This is a genomic window from Streptomyces sp. NPDC054047, from assembly GCF_055585065.1.
Genome location: NZ_JBVJKV010000020.1, coordinates 42,174 through 55,919, shown reverse-complemented (window position 1 = coordinate 55,919; position 13,746 = coordinate 42,174). Strand labels below are relative to the sequence as shown.

At 70.7% G+C, this 13,746-nt stretch carries 14 protein-coding genes; 4 read left to right on the top strand and 10 right to left on the bottom strand.

Annotated features, from left to right (window positions below):
* Nucleotides 1-9 precede the first annotated feature (9 nt).
* From ACZ6ZP_RS42280 to ACZ6ZP_RS42265, 4 genes are all read right to left on the bottom strand, one after another.
* Complete coding sequence (locus tag ACZ6ZP_RS42280) at nt 10-501, bottom strand: copper chaperone PCu(A)C (protein ID WP_469410531.1); 492 nt, start codon at nt 499-501, stop codon at nt 10-12.
* The gene (locus ACZ6ZP_RS42275) at nt 498-1,148 is read right to left on the bottom strand and encodes an SCO family protein (protein WP_351167312.1); all 651 of its coding nucleotides are present in this window, start codon (nt 1,146-1,148) and stop codon (nt 498-500) included. The genes ACZ6ZP_RS42280 and ACZ6ZP_RS42275 overlap by 4 nt, the downstream gene beginning before the upstream one ends.
* An 80-nt stretch (nt 1,149-1,228) precedes the next feature.
* Nucleotides 1,229-1,957, bottom strand: a complete 729-nt coding sequence (locus ACZ6ZP_RS42270; protein WP_351167577.1) for a YcnI family copper-binding membrane protein — start codon at nt 1,955-1,957, stop codon at nt 1,229-1,231.
* 190 nt (nt 1,958-2,147) lie between these two features.
* A complete protein-coding gene (locus tag ACZ6ZP_RS42265) occupies nt 2,148-2,972 on the bottom strand; it encodes a hypothetical protein (RefSeq protein WP_469410530.1) in 825 nt (274 codons plus the stop codon).
* 268 nt (nt 2,973-3,240) lie between these two features.
* On the opposite strand from ACZ6ZP_RS42265, the gene ACZ6ZP_RS42260 reads away from it, so the two are divergent.
* Nucleotides 3,241-3,687, top strand: a complete 447-nt coding sequence (locus tag ACZ6ZP_RS42260) for an ATP-binding protein (protein WP_351167316.1) — start codon at nt 3,241-3,243, stop codon at nt 3,685-3,687.
* Between the two features lie 74 nt (nt 3,688-3,761).
* Here the strand turns inward: ACZ6ZP_RS42260 and pdxR are convergent, their stop codons facing one another.
* Nucleotides 3,762-5,237, bottom strand: a complete 1,476-nt coding sequence (gene pdxR, locus ACZ6ZP_RS42255; RefSeq protein ID WP_351167318.1) for a MocR-like pyridoxine biosynthesis transcription factor PdxR — start codon at nt 5,235-5,237, stop codon at nt 3,762-3,764.
* A 47-nt stretch (nt 5,238-5,284) separates the two neighbouring features.
* Here pdxR and ACZ6ZP_RS42250 point away from each other — a divergent pair, with 47 nt between their 5' ends.
* Nucleotides 5,285-5,830, top strand: coding sequence for a carboxymuconolactone decarboxylase family protein (locus ACZ6ZP_RS42250; protein WP_468614639.1), 546 nt, complete (start codon nt 5,285-5,287; stop codon nt 5,828-5,830).
* A gap of 81 nt (nt 5,831-5,911) precedes the next feature.
* Here the strand turns inward: ACZ6ZP_RS42250 and ACZ6ZP_RS42245 are convergent, their stop codons facing one another.
* Both ACZ6ZP_RS42245 and ACZ6ZP_RS42240 read right to left on the bottom strand, forming a co-directional pair.
* Nucleotides 5,912-7,408, bottom strand: coding sequence for an aminopeptidase P family protein (locus ACZ6ZP_RS42245; protein WP_366462442.1), 1,497 nt, complete (start codon nt 7,406-7,408; stop codon nt 5,912-5,914).
* A 123-nt stretch (nt 7,409-7,531) separates the two neighbouring features.
* Nucleotides 7,532-8,965, bottom strand: a complete 1,434-nt coding sequence (locus ACZ6ZP_RS42240; RefSeq protein WP_469410529.1) for a PP2C family protein-serine/threonine phosphatase — start codon at nt 8,963-8,965, stop codon at nt 7,532-7,534.
* A gap of 540 nt (nt 8,966-9,505) precedes the next feature.
* Here ACZ6ZP_RS42240 and ACZ6ZP_RS42235 point away from each other — a divergent pair.
* Together ACZ6ZP_RS42235 and ACZ6ZP_RS42230 are read left to right on the top strand one after the other, a co-directional pair.
* Entirely contained in the window at nt 9,506-10,183 is a 678-nt protein-coding gene (locus ACZ6ZP_RS42235) for a bifunctional DNA primase/polymerase (protein WP_361470438.1), read from the top strand.
* Nucleotides 10,184-10,240: 57 nt separating this feature from the next.
* Nucleotides 10,241-10,870, top strand: a complete 630-nt coding sequence (locus tag ACZ6ZP_RS42230) for a hypothetical protein (protein WP_469410528.1) — start codon at nt 10,241-10,243, stop codon at nt 10,868-10,870.
* Nucleotides 10,871-11,074: 204 nt separating this feature from the next.
* On the opposite strand, the gene ACZ6ZP_RS42225 is transcribed toward ACZ6ZP_RS42230, so the two are convergent.
* From ACZ6ZP_RS42225 to ACZ6ZP_RS42215, 3 genes are all read right to left on the bottom strand, one after another.
* Nucleotides 11,075-12,040 (bottom strand): DUF5926 family protein, encoded by a 966-nt coding sequence (locus ACZ6ZP_RS42225; RefSeq protein ID WP_351167330.1) that lies wholly within the window; start codon nt 12,038-12,040, stop codon nt 11,075-11,077.
* Nucleotides 12,041-12,147: 107 nt separating this feature from the next.
* On the bottom strand, nt 12,148-12,765 hold the full coding sequence (locus tag ACZ6ZP_RS42220) for an ATP-binding protein (RefSeq protein WP_351167332.1): 618 nt from the start codon (nt 12,763-12,765) through the stop codon (nt 12,148-12,150).
* A 62-nt stretch (nt 12,766-12,827) separates the two neighbouring features.
* Nucleotides 12,828-13,640, bottom strand: coding sequence for a glycerophosphodiester phosphodiesterase (locus tag ACZ6ZP_RS42215; RefSeq protein ID WP_351167334.1), 813 nt, complete (start codon nt 13,638-13,640; stop codon nt 12,828-12,830).
* Between the last annotated feature and the right edge of the window lie 106 nt (nt 13,641-13,746).

Genomic DNA, 13,746 nt, shown 5'->3' with positions numbered 1-13,746 from the left:
ATCAGTCCCTCAGTGCGACGCGTGCTTGCCGGGCTTGGGGTTGTACGTGGCGGCCTTCACCGGAACCTCGATCTCGATCGGGTCCGACTTCTCGAAGTGCAGCGTCACCGAGACCTTGTCGCCCTGCTTCGGCTTCTGCTTGACCTCTTCGAACATGAGGTGGTTGCCGCCCCGCGCGAAGTCGAGCTCGCCGTTCGCGGGTACGTCGAACGACTTCTGCTCCTTCATCGCGTTGTCCTTGGTGCTGTGCAGCGTCACGCTCCGGGCGACGGAGCTGGTCACCGATGTGAGCTTGTCGGCGCCGCCCTTGTTCGTGACGGTGAAGAACCCGGAGGCCATGGTGTCCATGGCGGGCTCGGGCATGAAGGCGCCCGAGACCTTGAGCTCCGGCTTGTCCGACGCCTTGGCGCCGTCCTTGTCGCCGGACGAGTCCGAGCAGCCCGCGAGGGCGAGCCCCGCCGTCAGCGCCACGGCCCCGGAGAGGAGAGTGCGGCGGTTCACGGGGTCGCTCCCTTGACGATCTTGGGGAGGTCCTTGGTGTAGTCGTCCACGGTGGTGTCCTCGCCGTACAGCACGTACCCGGCGTCGGTCTTCGGCGAGAACGCGATGACCTGCGTGCCGTGCATCGAGACGACCTTGCCCTTCTCCTTCTTGGAGGGCTCGATGCTGATGCCGAGGGTGCGGGCGCTGCCCTGGATGGTGTCGAAGTCACCGGTCAGACCGATGAAGTCGGTGTCCTGCCCCTTGAGCCACTTGCCGAGGGTGGCGGGGGTGTCGCGCTTGGGGTCGGTGGTCACGAAGACGACCTGGAGGTCGTCCTGTTCGGCCTTGGGCAGCTGCTTCTTGGCGACGGCGATGTTGCTCATCGTCAGGGGGCAGACGTCCGGGCAGTTGGTGTAGCCGAAGTAGATGAGCGTCGGCTTGCCCTTGGTCTGCTTGCGCAGGTCGTACTTCTTGCCGTGCGTGTCGGTGAGGACGAGGTCCGGCTTCTCGAAGGGCTTGTCGAGGATGGTCGCGGCCTTGTCGCCGTTGGACTCCACGGAGACGTCCGCGACGGGCTTCTTGCTGTCGTCACCGCCGCCGCAGGCGGACAGGGTGAGGGTGGCCGCGGCCAGCATGGCGGCGGCGAGCAGCTTCTTCTTGCGCATACGAAAATGTCCCAGATGTGAGGGGGGCCCGGGCGCACCGGGGGCAGGCGAAACGCCCCCGGCGCGGCCCGAAGGGTGGCTCAGCTGTTGGTGCGCCGACGACCGGCGAGGACCCCGAAGGCCACGCCGGCGGCACCGACGACGATGCCGACGACGCCGAGGACGCGGGCGGTGGAGTCGCTGCTGTCGGAGGAGGCGGACTCGCTCTTGTCGTCCGACTTCGCGTCTTCCTTGGTGTCGTCGTGCGAGGCGGCGGCGCCGTGCCCGTCCTCGGACGGTGCGGTCAGCGCGAGGGCGGGCGCCGGGTGCTCCGGCTCCTCCTGGCCCTTCTGCTGCGGCTCGATCCAGCGGACGACTTCCTTGTTGTCGTACGTCTGGACGGCCTTGAAGACGAGTTCGTCGGCGTCCTCGGGCAGCGCGCCGAGGGAGAGCGGGAACTTCTGGAAGGTGCCCGGCTGGACGCCCTTGCCGTCGGCGGTCCAGGTGACCTTGGAGACGGCCTCGTCGATCTTCTCGCCGTGCATCTCCAGCGGCTTGTCGAGCTTCTTCTTGGTGACCTTCGCGGTCCACCCGGGGACGGGCTGCGTCATGACGGAGGCGAGCGGGTGGTCCTCGGGGAAGGACACCTCGAGCTTGTTGGTCGAGGCGTCGTCCATCTCGTTCGGCACCTTGAAGTTGACCGTGGCGTAGCCGCCCTTGGCGGCCTCGCCCTCGGCCGTGACGCTGACGTGTGCGAAGGCGGGGACGGAGAGCAGCAGGACGGCGGAGGCGGCGACGCCACCGACGACGGAGACGCGGGAGGCCTTCACGGCGGACAGCGCGGACAGAACAGACATGGCAGAACACTCCACTTTCAGCGGTGGTGATCAACAGTGCTGATCAGGCCAGCAGTGGTGATCAGGGAGAGTGCGCGCGGCGACGAACCGAGCGGGCACGCGCGCGTGGACGCCGCCGGGCGTGAGGCACCTCTCCGTAGTGCTGCGGTAGGAGTGCGTCGCGTCAGGCAGCGAGTGCGAGTGCGGCGGCGGCCGGCGGGCCTCGCCTGATCACCGTGTGCTGGAGCGCGGTGGTGTGCGGCTTCTTCGGCGGTCCGAAGAACGCTGTACGGGATGCGCGGGAATCCGCGTCGGGCGCTCCGGGAAGTCCGGCGCGCAGGGCGCACACAAGAGCGACAGCCCCGCGCAGGGAACGCACGAGCGCCCCCTCGGCGACTCCATACGCCCCATGTGCCGAGAGCCGTACGAGGCGGAGCAGCGCGATGTCGCCGCGGCGCAGCAGCCATCCGGCGGCGACGGCGGCGAGTACGTGCCCCAGCAGCATCGGAAGCGACGGGAGCAGCGACATCGAGTCCATCGCGGAGTCCGCCGCCGTGGCCGGGGCGTTGTGATGCATGACGTGGCCGGTGGCCCCGCCGCCCGGCTGCACGCCCGCCGTCGTCAGGATCCGGTGGGCCTGGGCGGGGCTGAGATTGGCCGCGCCAGCCCCGCACACCAGGCGCGCGGCCTGCTCCACCAGGGAGGTGTCGGCGGTGGCCCCCGCGGCGCCGCCGTGCTGGCCGACCCCGAAGAGCGCGTGCAGCCCCACCTGCCCGGCAGCCAGTGCGGCGGCGATGCCCGGCAGCGAGCGCTCACGCCCGGCGAGCGGTGCCGCGACGGCCAGGACGGCGAGGAACCCGACGCCGAGCGTCCACAGCGGGACGGCGGCGCAGGAAGCGAGCACATGGCCCCCGGCGGACAGCACGACGCAGAGCACGGCGAACACCGAGGCTCTCAGCAGCCGGAGGTCGACTCCGGCGCGCGCTTCGCGCTGGTGGGGGGCAGTCATGGCCGGAACATCATCGCACTGGCCTTACCCGCCGCATACGGCAGGTCCGCAAGCTCCCATGGATGGTGATCGGTGCCGATCGATGCCCATCCACCACGAATGAGTGCCTTTAGGGGCATCGAAAGTGCCTTGTGGGGGACGTGTCTACACCGTCCCGAGCCGTTCGCGCGTCCGCCGTATGGGCGGCATCACGTCAAGTGCGCGCTTATACACGGGCGCTTGCGGCAATACGTATCGGTATGTCGAGCCGCGGCCAGGAGGCTGGAGCATGAGCATGTGGTGGTCTCTCCATTTGCGGCGCGAAGCTGCGAGCGTCCCACTGGCCCGTCGGCTGCTGATCGGCACGATGGAGACCGCGGGGGTGGATCCCGACGTCTCGTACGACCTGTCGGTGGCTCTCAGCGAGGCCTGTGCCAACGCGGTGGAGCACGGCGGGGCGGCGGTGCCCCCCGAGGGGGCGGCCGGGGCCTACCGGGTGACGGCGTACCTGGACGGCGAGAAGTGCCGCATCGAAGTGGCCGATTCCGGCCCGGGGTTCGTCCCTGTCGCGCAGACCGTGTCCGACACCGCCGAGCACGGACGGGGTCTCTACCTCATCCAGGAGCTCGCCGATCATGTGCACTTCGGCCCGAGGCCGGGAGGCAGGGGCGGTGCGGTGATCAGCTTCGACAAGATCCTCAAGTGGCGCGAGGACGCGCCGCTCGTCTCGGCCTGAGGGCTGCCTGAGGAGTGCCTGAGGGCGCCTGAGGGCTCTTCCCTGCCGCCCGGCCGCCTCACCCGCGGTGTGCCTCACCCGGGCGGCAGCGCCCTGCACAGGGCGTCGAGCGCCGCTCCGTAGGCGTGTTCCGGCGGCGTGGAGTACCCGACGACCAGGCCGTCGGGCGCGGGCATGGTGGCCTCCGGGTGGCGGAAATCGGCCAGGCCCTCCAGCGCGAGGCCCTGCCAGGCCGCCGCCTTCGCCGTGGACTGTTCGGTGCCGGGCGGCAGTTCAAGGACGGCGTGCAGGCCCGCGGCGACTCCGGTGGGGCTGATGTGCGGGGCGTGCGCGGCGAGCGCCTCGACGAGCTGGTCACGGCGGTGGCGGTAGCGCTGACGCATGCGGCGGATGTGCCGGTCGTAGTGGCCGGACTCGATCAGGTCGGCGAGCGTGAGCTGGTCGATGACACTGGCCCACGCCTCCCGTTCGCCCTTGGCCGCGAGTACGCCGTCGATGAGGTGTTCGGGCAGAACAAGCCACCCCAGACGCACCCCCGGAGAGAGGCTCTTGCTGACCGAGCCCATGTAGACGACGCGTTCGGAATCCAAACCCTGTACCGCGCCCACGGGCTCCCGGTCGTAGCGGAACTCCCCGTCGTAGTCGTCCTCCAGGACGAGGCCGCCGCCGGCACGCGCCCAGTCGATCACCGCCGCGCGCCGGGTCGGGTGCAGGGGGCCGCCGGTCGGGAACTGGTGTGCGGGCGTGAGCAGGACGGCCCGGACTCGCTGACCCTCGGTCAACTCCTCGATCCGGGCGCCCTTCTCGTCGAGGCCGAGCGGGACCGTCCGTACGCCCGCGGTCGCGAGGATCGAGCGGTGGAAGCCGAGGCCGTACGACTCCACGGCGATGGGGTATCCCCTGCTCGAGCGAAGCCGAGAGCTTGGGGAAGGGCCCCGCAGCATCCCGCCTCCCCCGGTCCCGAACAGCAGCCGCAGGGCGTGTGCGAACCCGGAGCACACCACGATCCGCTCCGGATCGGTGCGCACTCCGCGGGCGCGCCCCAGGTAGCCGGCGAGCGCCCGGCGCAGCTCTACGCGGCCCTGCGGGTCACCCGGCCCGAAGGCCTCGTTCGGCGCCGAGTTGAGGGCGCGCCGGGCCGCGGCGAGCCAGGCGGTGCGCGGGAAGGAGGCGGCGTCGGGCTGGCCCTGGCGCAGGTCGTACGCGGGCGGGGCCGGTTTCGCGGGCCGGGTGGGTGCCCGCTTGGGGACGCGGGTGCGCGCGGGAGGCGCCGCCCGGTCGGCCACCCGGGTGCCGGAGCCCTGCCGCGCGGTCAGCCAGCCCTCGGCGACCAGCTCGGCGTAGGCGTCGGCGACGGTGTTGCGGGCGATGCCCAGATCGGCGGCCAGCGAGCGGTAGGGCGGAAGCCGCGTCCCCGGAGCGAGCCGCCCCTCGCGCACGGCGTCGCGCAGCGCGCGGATGAGGACGGCGCGGCGGCCACCCGCCCCGGAGAGCTCCAGGTGCAGGTCGCTCCCGATGCGCTCCGCCAAATTGACCCATGATTCCGGCATGAAAATGCACCCTATCCGAGGTCTATGCGGCCCGTAGATTCATGGTCATGACGAACAACGAGAACGCCACGCAGATCGCCCCTCAGCCCGCCTCCCAGAGCGCCCCGCAGCCCGCCGCCCACACCGCCGGGCAGCCCCACACGCACGCCCCCCGCCTCAACTTCGCCAAGGCCGCCCCGAAGGCCTTCAAGGCCGTCATCGGACTGGACGCCGCCGCTCGCGAGGGACTCGACCCGGCGCTTGTCGAACTGATCCAGATCCGCGCCTCGCTGCTCAACGGCTGCGCCTACTGCCTCCACATGCACACCACCGACGCGCGCAAGGCCGGCGAGGACGAGGCACGCCTGCACATGATCGGCGTCTGGCGCGAGGCCAGGAACTTCTTCACGGAGAAGGAGCAGGCGGCCCTCGACCTGACCGAGGCCGTCACGCTCGTCCACCAGGGCGGCGTACCGGACGACGTCTACGCCCGCGCGGCGGCGCAGTTCGAGGAGACGGAGCTGGGCCACGTCCTGGCCCTGATCTTCACCATCAACACCTGGAACCGCATCGCCCTGAGCACCGCCAAGGTGGCGGGCGAGGATGAGCGCTAGGCCCCGGACAGCACCCTGCAGCACCCTGGGAACACGAAACCGGGCCCCTTCTTAAAGAAGAGGCCCGGTTCAGCAAAATGCTCAGCCCTTGAGCTCGGCCATCCACGCCTCGACGTCATCGGCCCGCCGCGGCAGCGCCGCCGACAGGTTCTTGTTGCCGTCGGCCGTCACGAGGATGTCGTCCTCGATCCGCACGCCGATGCCGCGGTACTCCTCCGGGACCGTCAGGTCGTCCGCCTGGAAGTACAGACCGGGCTCGACGGTCAGGCACATGCCGGGCTCCAGGACACCGTCGGCGTACGTCTCACGGCGCGCGGCCGCGCAGTCGTGGACGTCCATGCCGAGCATGTGACCGGTGCCGTGCAGGGTCCAGCGGCGCTGGAGACCCAGCTCCAGGACGCGCTCGACCGGGCCCTCGACGAGGCCCCACTCCACGAGCCTCTCGGCGAGCACGCGCTGCGCGGCGTCGTGGAAGTCGCGGTACTTGGCGCCGGGCTGCACCGCCGCGATGCCGGCCTCCTGGGCCTCGTACACGGCGTCGTAGATCTTCCGCTGGAGCGCGTCGAAGCGGCCGTTGATCGGCAGCGTCCGCGTCACGTCGGCGGTGTAGTACGTGTGCGTCTCCACACCGGCGTCGAGCAGCAGCAGCTCCCCGGAGCGCACGGCGCCGTCGTTGCGCACCCAGTGCAGCGTCGTGGCGTGCGGGCCCGCGGCGCAGATCGAGCCGTAGCCGATGTCGTTGCCGTCGACGCGGGCGCGCAGGAAGAACGTGCCCTCGATGTAACGCTCGCTGGTTGCCTCGGCCTTGTCCAGGACGCGTACGACGTCCTCGAAGCCGCGGGCCGTCGAGTCGCACGCCTTCTGGAGCTCGCCGACCTCGAACTCGTCCTTGACCAGACGGGCCTCGGACAGGAAGACGCGCAGTTCCTCGTCGCGCTCGGCCGTGACCTTGTCGGTCAGCGCGGCCTCGATGCCGGCGTCGTAGCCACGGACGACGCGGACGGAGCCGGTCGCCTCGCGCAGCTGTCCGGGCAGCTCGCGCACGTCGGACGCCGGGATGCCGTACAGCGTCTCGGCCTCGGTGAGGGAGTGCCTGCGGCCGACCCACAGCTCGCCCTGGCCGTCCAGCCAGAACTCGCCGTTCTCGCGGTTGGAGCGCGGCAGCAGGTAGATGGTGGCCTCGTGGCCGCTCGTGCCGTCCGCGAAGTCCGTCGGCTCCAGGACCAGGACGCCGTCCTCGGTCTGGTTGCCGGTCAGGTACGCGTACTCGACGGAGGCGCGGAAGGCGTACTCGGTGTCGTTCGAGCGGGTCTTGAGATTGCCCGCGGGGATCACGAGACGCTCGCCCGGGAAGCGCGCGGAGAGCGCGGCACGGCGGGCGGCGGTGTGCTCGGCCTGGGCGATCGGCTGCAGGTCGTGCAGCTCTGTGTCGGCCCAGCCGGACTTCATGTTCTCGGCGAGCTCGTCGGAGACGCCCGGGTACAGGCCGTTCTTGCGCTGCTTGATCGGCTCTTCCTCGGACTCGATCTCCAGGTCTTCCGGGGTCTCCGGGTTCTCCGGATTGAGCTCCTCCGACACGATCTGCCTCCTATGTACGACACTGGGCCCCCTCCATCGTACGGGCGTACGGAAGGGGGCCAAGTGCCGGAAGGCCCATTACATGCCGTATTGCGGGGGTCACTCGAAACGGACCCCGGGGCGTCACTCGAAGCGGGCCGCAAGAAGCACCACGTCCTCGTCGCTGTCGGCGGCGTCGAGGCCGTCCGGCAGCACCGTCCGCAGCACGTGATCGACGAGTGCGTCCGGGTCGTCGCGCACCGGCTTCGGCACGCTCGCCGCCGCCGCGTGCAGCCGTGCGAAGGCCCGGTCCATCGGGTCGCCCGTGCGGTGCAGAAGCCCGTCCGTATAGAGAAGCACCGTTTCTCCCGGCTCCGGCTGGAACTCCACGCTCGGCGCCTCCCAGCAGGCGAGCATGCCCAGCGGCGCCGAGAGCGAGGTCTCCACGAACTCGGTGCGCCGCTCGCCGATCACCAGCGGCGGGCTGTGCCCGGCCCCGGCCAGGACGATCTTGCGCAGCGCCGGTTCGCAGTAGGCGAAGAGGGCCGTCGCCGACCGCGCGGGCTCGGTGAGCCGCAGCAGCAGCTCCAGATCGGACAGGACGGCGACGGGGTCCTCGCCCTCCATGACGGCGTACGCCCGCAAGGAGGCCCGCAGGCGCCCCATCGCGGCGACGGCGCTGGGACCCGACCCGGTGACGGACCCGACCGCCAGGCCGAGCGCGGCGTCGGGCAGCGGCAGCGCGTCGAACCAGTCGCCGCCTCCGCGCGCGCAGGTGCGGTGCCGGGCGGCGAGCTGCACCCCGGCGACCCGCGGCAGCCGTGAGGGCAGCAGCTCCTCGCGCAGTGTGGCCTCCGTCGTGCGGGCGCGGTCGAGTTCGAGCAGCCGCGCCAGGTGCTCGGCGGCCTGGCGTGCGTAGAGGCCCACGAGGTGCCGCTGGCGCTCGCCGGGCTCCGCGGGCTCGTCGTACAGCCAGACCGCGGCGCCGATCCGGCCCGCCGCCTCGGTGGACAGGGGCAGTGCGTAGCTCGCCGCGTAGCCGAGCCGGACGGCGACCTCGCGGTGGCGGGGGTCGAGGGTGCTGTCGGCGAGCAGATCCGCGTTGACGATCCCGGTCTCCGAGCCGGGCGGCGCGGGCGGTGCGTCGAGGAGCCGCCCGAAGGCGGTGGCGCCGCGGGGCACCGTCTCGATGTGCCCCAGGTCGGCGCGGGCGAGGCCGAGGCCGACGGTGGTGTCGGGCCCGAGCCCGTCGGCGGGCTCCAGGACGAGCAGGCCGCGGCGGGCGCCGACCAGGCCGGCTCCGGCGCGCAGCAGTTCGTGCAGGGCCTCGTCGAGCGTGGCCGTGCGGGCCAGGCGTTCGGTGAGCTCCTGCAGGGTGGTGAGATCGGAGATCCAGCCCGCGAGCCGGTCCTGGATCATGAGGGTCGGTGCGCCTTGGGCCTGTGGGGTGGGCGCGACAGTGTGGGCTGGTGGCGGAACAGTTGAATCGATTCCGGCCACTTTCGGAAGGTGCGGAGCGTTCATGGCTGACGGCTTTCCGGCCGGTGCGTATTGCTCAATAGCATCGCAAACCCCCATGTCATTCTGCGCCGCTAGCAATGTTCTCCACATCTACACGCACTGATGAGGGGATGTCCAGCATTGTCCCGCTGGGATTCCTGGTGTCCGTGGGAATTCTGTGGCGTTTAGGCGATCTTGGTAACTTGGCTCAAAAGTGCCTGAGGCGACGGCCTATTGCGATCGACTGGGATTGTTCAACAAGGGGCACTCCCAGGCCCTCAGGCATGGGAGGCGCGTCACAGCGGCCGTGATGGGTACGTACTCGGTGATGACCAGGGGCAGTTGAGATCAGCCCGGAACCTGGTGACGGAACCGGGCGTCTTAACTCACGACGACCGTGCCCCATCCTCCCGTGGGGGAGGCGGCGAATAAGTACGCGGGACAGCAAACGCCAGGCACCGCCACCCCACGCCACGCTAACGCTCGGCCCCCTAGGGGTTCCCCATGCCGCAGGCTGGGGTGTGATGCGCCAGTTCTACGCACAGCGAAGTGATCCACACATGGTGTGATGTGGCCCGCCGTGTTCCTCGGCGTGTAAACGGAAAGGAACGAGCGCTCATGCGCGAGATCCTCGGAAGGCGACGCAGGCTCCTGTCCAGGCTCACCGGCAGGAAGTCTGACCAGATTCCCGGTCTGATCGGCGCGGCACTGACCTTTGCGACGGCATGGAAGTGGCCCGTGGTGCCCGGCGTCGGGCTCGACCGGCGAGACGACACCCGCTGCGCCTGCCCCGACCCCGACTGCACGGTGCCGGGAGCACATCCCCTGGACCCCGGTCTGCTGACCGCGACGACCGACGAGCGCATGGTGCGCTGGTGGTGGACGAACCGCCCGGACGCGCCGATCGTGCTCGCCACCGGCGCCAGTGCCCCGTGCGCCGTCAGTCTGCCCGCGATCGCGGGCGCGCGCGCCCTGGCCGCGCTCGACCAGATGGGCATCAGGCTCGGCCCGGTCGTGGCGACCCCCGCCCGCCTCTTCCTGCTCGTCGCGCCGTACTCCATGGAGCAGTTGGGCGACCTGCTGTACGCCAAGGACTTCGTGCCCGGCTCGCTGCGCTTCCACGGAGAGGGCGGATATCTCGCCCTTCCGCCCTCCGGGACGGGCCAGGGACCGGTGCGCTGGGAGCGGGCTCCGCTGCCCGGCTCGGCGGCGCCGTGGGTGCCCGATGTCGAGGCCGTGGTGGACGCGGTGGTGGACGCGCTCACTCGTACGGGTGTGAGCGCCCCCGAGTTGTAGGGGAAATGGGCGCGCGGCGAGCCGGGCGCCCATCAAACGTCGTTAGTGTCAGGCCCTATGAACCCCCGCCTGATCGCGCTCATGGGCGTCGTGGCCATTACGGTTCTCCTGCCGCTCGCCGGCGCGTCCGCGGGGCCTGTGGGCGACGGTGACGCCGAAGCCGGGCCGTCGGAGCGGTCGGCGGACGCGGCACCGGGGGCGGCGCCGGATCCCGACGCGAAACAGCCCTCTTCGGAGAAGCCGACTTCGAAACGGCCCTCTACGGAGGGCGCGTCTTCGTCTTCGGGCTCGACTTCATCTTCGTCTTCGGGTGACTCGTCGCTCCTCGGGGGGCTCGGCCTCGACAGCGCCGCCCAGTGCGGACCCGAACTCACCTCCCCCAAGGGCATCGAAGCCCAGACGTGTGTTCTGACCCAGGGACGCGACACCTGGGGGCGCACGTACTACCGCAACACGACCGGTGATGAGCTGAGCGCCGTACTGACCGTTATGGGTCCGGGCGGACGCACCGTCCAGACGCACTGCGCGGTGGGCGCGGCGGACGAGCCGGGGGCGTGCGAGACGCCGCGGGAGCGTACGGCGGGGAATACCGAGGCCTATTCGGCGGTGGTGGAGTTCGCCGACGGGAGTGGTGGACCGTTGCTCCTGCGCTCCGGGAGCAACTCCGCGCGGCCGACGGCCAGTTGAGATCGCAGGTCAGGCCGTACGGCGGGCCGGACATGGAAGGGCCCGGTTGCTGGCGACGGGGGATGCACCAGCAACCGGGCTACCTGAACGGTAACAAGAGATCTGCTCTGGGCAAATTCGATCTCGGATATCCAGACAGGGATTCACCTGCGACGACGGGGAGTTGTGACAGGAGTCACCCCTCCCCTCCGACTGACTGGTGGGTCAGCTCAGCGTCACCTGGCGGTTGGTGAGACCGCCGCGCGCCCGGCGCTCGTCCGGCGTGAGCGGGGCATCGCTGCCGAGCGCAGTCGCGAGCCGCTCGGCGAACTCCGCGGCGGGCTTCTCGATGTCCTCGGCGCCCATTCCGGTCGGCAGGTCCCACACCGGGACCGTCAGACCGTGCGCCCGGAAGGAGCCGACCAGGCGGGTGCCCTCGCCCAGACTCGACGTGCCGGCCGCGTGCAGGCGGGCGAGCGCGTCCAGGAGCTGCTCCTCGGGGTGCGGCATGACCCAGCGCAGGTGGTTCTTGTCCGGGGTCTCGCACCAGTACGCGGAGTCCACACCGGAGAGCTTCACGGTCGGGATCGCGGCGGCGTTGGCCCGCTCCAGGGACGCGGAGACCTCCGTGGACGCGTTCTCCGAGTCCGGCACCCAGAATTCGAAGCCCGCGTGCACGATCGGCTCGAATGCGCCGTCGGGGTCGAGGATGTCCTGAAGGCGCGGCCCGTCGGCGGGGGCGCGGCGCGCCTGGACCGGGGAGCCGGGCTCGGCGGTCAGGGCGCGCTGGAGGGTGTCGGCGAGGTCGCGGCTGATGTCGCCGGACGCCGTGTCGTTCTGGAGGCCGAGCAGGACCGAGCCGTCGTCGCGGCGCAGCGCGGGCCAGGCCATCGGCAGGACGGTCGCCAGGGCGACCGAGGGCACGCCGTCCGGCAGCCCGTCCTTCAGGGGCAGTTCGACGGTCGCCGCCGGGACGAGCTCGCGCAGAGCCACCCAGTCGCCCTCGCCGGGCAGGCCCTCGAAGGGGCGCTGCACCAGCTCGGTCACCGCGTGCGCGGCGGCCCGGCCGTGACAGGCCTTGTAACGGCGGCCCGAACCGCAGGGGCAGGGTTCGCGGGCACCGACGACAGGGACCTGCCCGTCCGTCAGCTGCGGCTGCTTGCCCTTGGTCTGAGGGCGCTTCTTGGCCATCTTGGGTGTCTCCCGGATGCGGCTTTCCAGCGTGGCTCTTCGTACGTCTTGGGCGTACGGGCGCGAGCCTAGCCGCTCACCCATGGGGCGTCGGGATCCAGCCTGAGTCAGTCGAGGTCGTCGAAGGGGTCCGCGTACGCCAGGTCGGGTATCGCCGCGCCCGACGGGGCCGCGACGCGCGTAGCGAAGTCCTCGTGACGCTGCTCGGCGTGGACCGCTGCCCAGACCGTGACCTCGCCGTGGGTGTCGTCACGCACGCCCCACGCGTCGGCGAGCGCCGTGATGATGTTGAGCCCGCGACCGCCGTGCGCGGTGACCGAGGGCGTGGCCGGAACGGGGCGCGTCGGGCCGCCGCCGTCCGTCACCTCGACCGTCAGCCGGCCTGCCGCGTCCACGCACCAGGCGGCCCGGACATCACCGTCGCCCACCATTCCTTCGCCCAGCGGCCTGCCGTGCCGACAGGCATTGCTGAGCAATTCCGAAAGGATCAGTACAGCATCGTCGACGACCGATTCCGGCACTCCGTTCCTGCGCAGTTGATCGCGCATCCGGTGCCTTGCTTCCCCCACGCCCGCCGGGCCATGGGGTACGGCCATGCTCGACGACGCGGGCACCTCCCGTGCCACCACCAACGCCACCCCCGAGACCTCCTTCGCCCCACGCCACGGTGTGAATGCCCCAATGGACTGGACCGGAAACCGGCCAATCCTTGTGCGGTGACGCACTCGTAACGATCGAATACGGACCGAACGCGCCGGTGCACACCCCGTAACCGACGTGGTCGCGGTTAGCGGCGGCCCAACTGGGACAGCACCTGCTTGGGGCGATTGGTGATGATGGCGTCGACGCCGAGGTCGGCGCAGAGCTCGACGTCCTCGGGTTCGTTCACGGTCCACACGTGCACCTGGTGGCCCGCGCGTTGGAGTTTGGCCACGTAGCCGGGGTGATTGCGGATGATCCGCATGCCCGGCCCCGCGATCCGGACGCCCTCGGGAAGGCGGCCGTCGCGGTGTCGCGGCGAGACGAACTGCATCAGATAGACCGTCGGAAGAGTGGGGGACGCGGCCCGTACCCGGTGCAGGGAGCGCGCCGAGAAGCTCATGACGCGTACGGGAGAGGGGCCGTCGGCGGGTGGGGAATCCAAACCGAAGCGCTTCAGTAGAAGGAGCAGCCTTTCCTCGACCTGGCCCGCCCAGCGGGTGGGGTGCTTGGTCTCGATGGCCAGCTGGACGTTGCGCCCCGAGGCGTTGCTCTCGGCCACCAGCTCGAGCAGCCGCTCCAGGGTGAGGACGGAGGTGTCCTCCCAGTCGGGGCCTTCGTCGGCCTCACCGTGGTTGTTCTTCCAGGAGCCGAAGTCGAGCGTGGCCAGGTCGGCGAGCTCCAGGGCCGACACGGCTCCTCGGCCGTTCGACGTACGGTTCACGCGGCGGTCGTGGACACAGACGAGCTGTCCGTCCGCGGTGAGGCGTACATCGCATTCGAGGGCGTCGGCTCCGTCCTCGACGGCCTTCTTGTACGCGGCCAGCGTGTGCTCGGGGGCGTCTTCGGAGGCTCCGCGGTGGGCGACGACCTGGATCTGGTGCTGTCGTGCGAGGGTCACCGCGTCATGGTGCCATCACGGGGTACCCGCAGGTGTGCCCAAGGGGTGGCGAACACCGAGCCGGACCTGGCACACAGAGCCGGATCCACAGGATCGGCTTATGGTG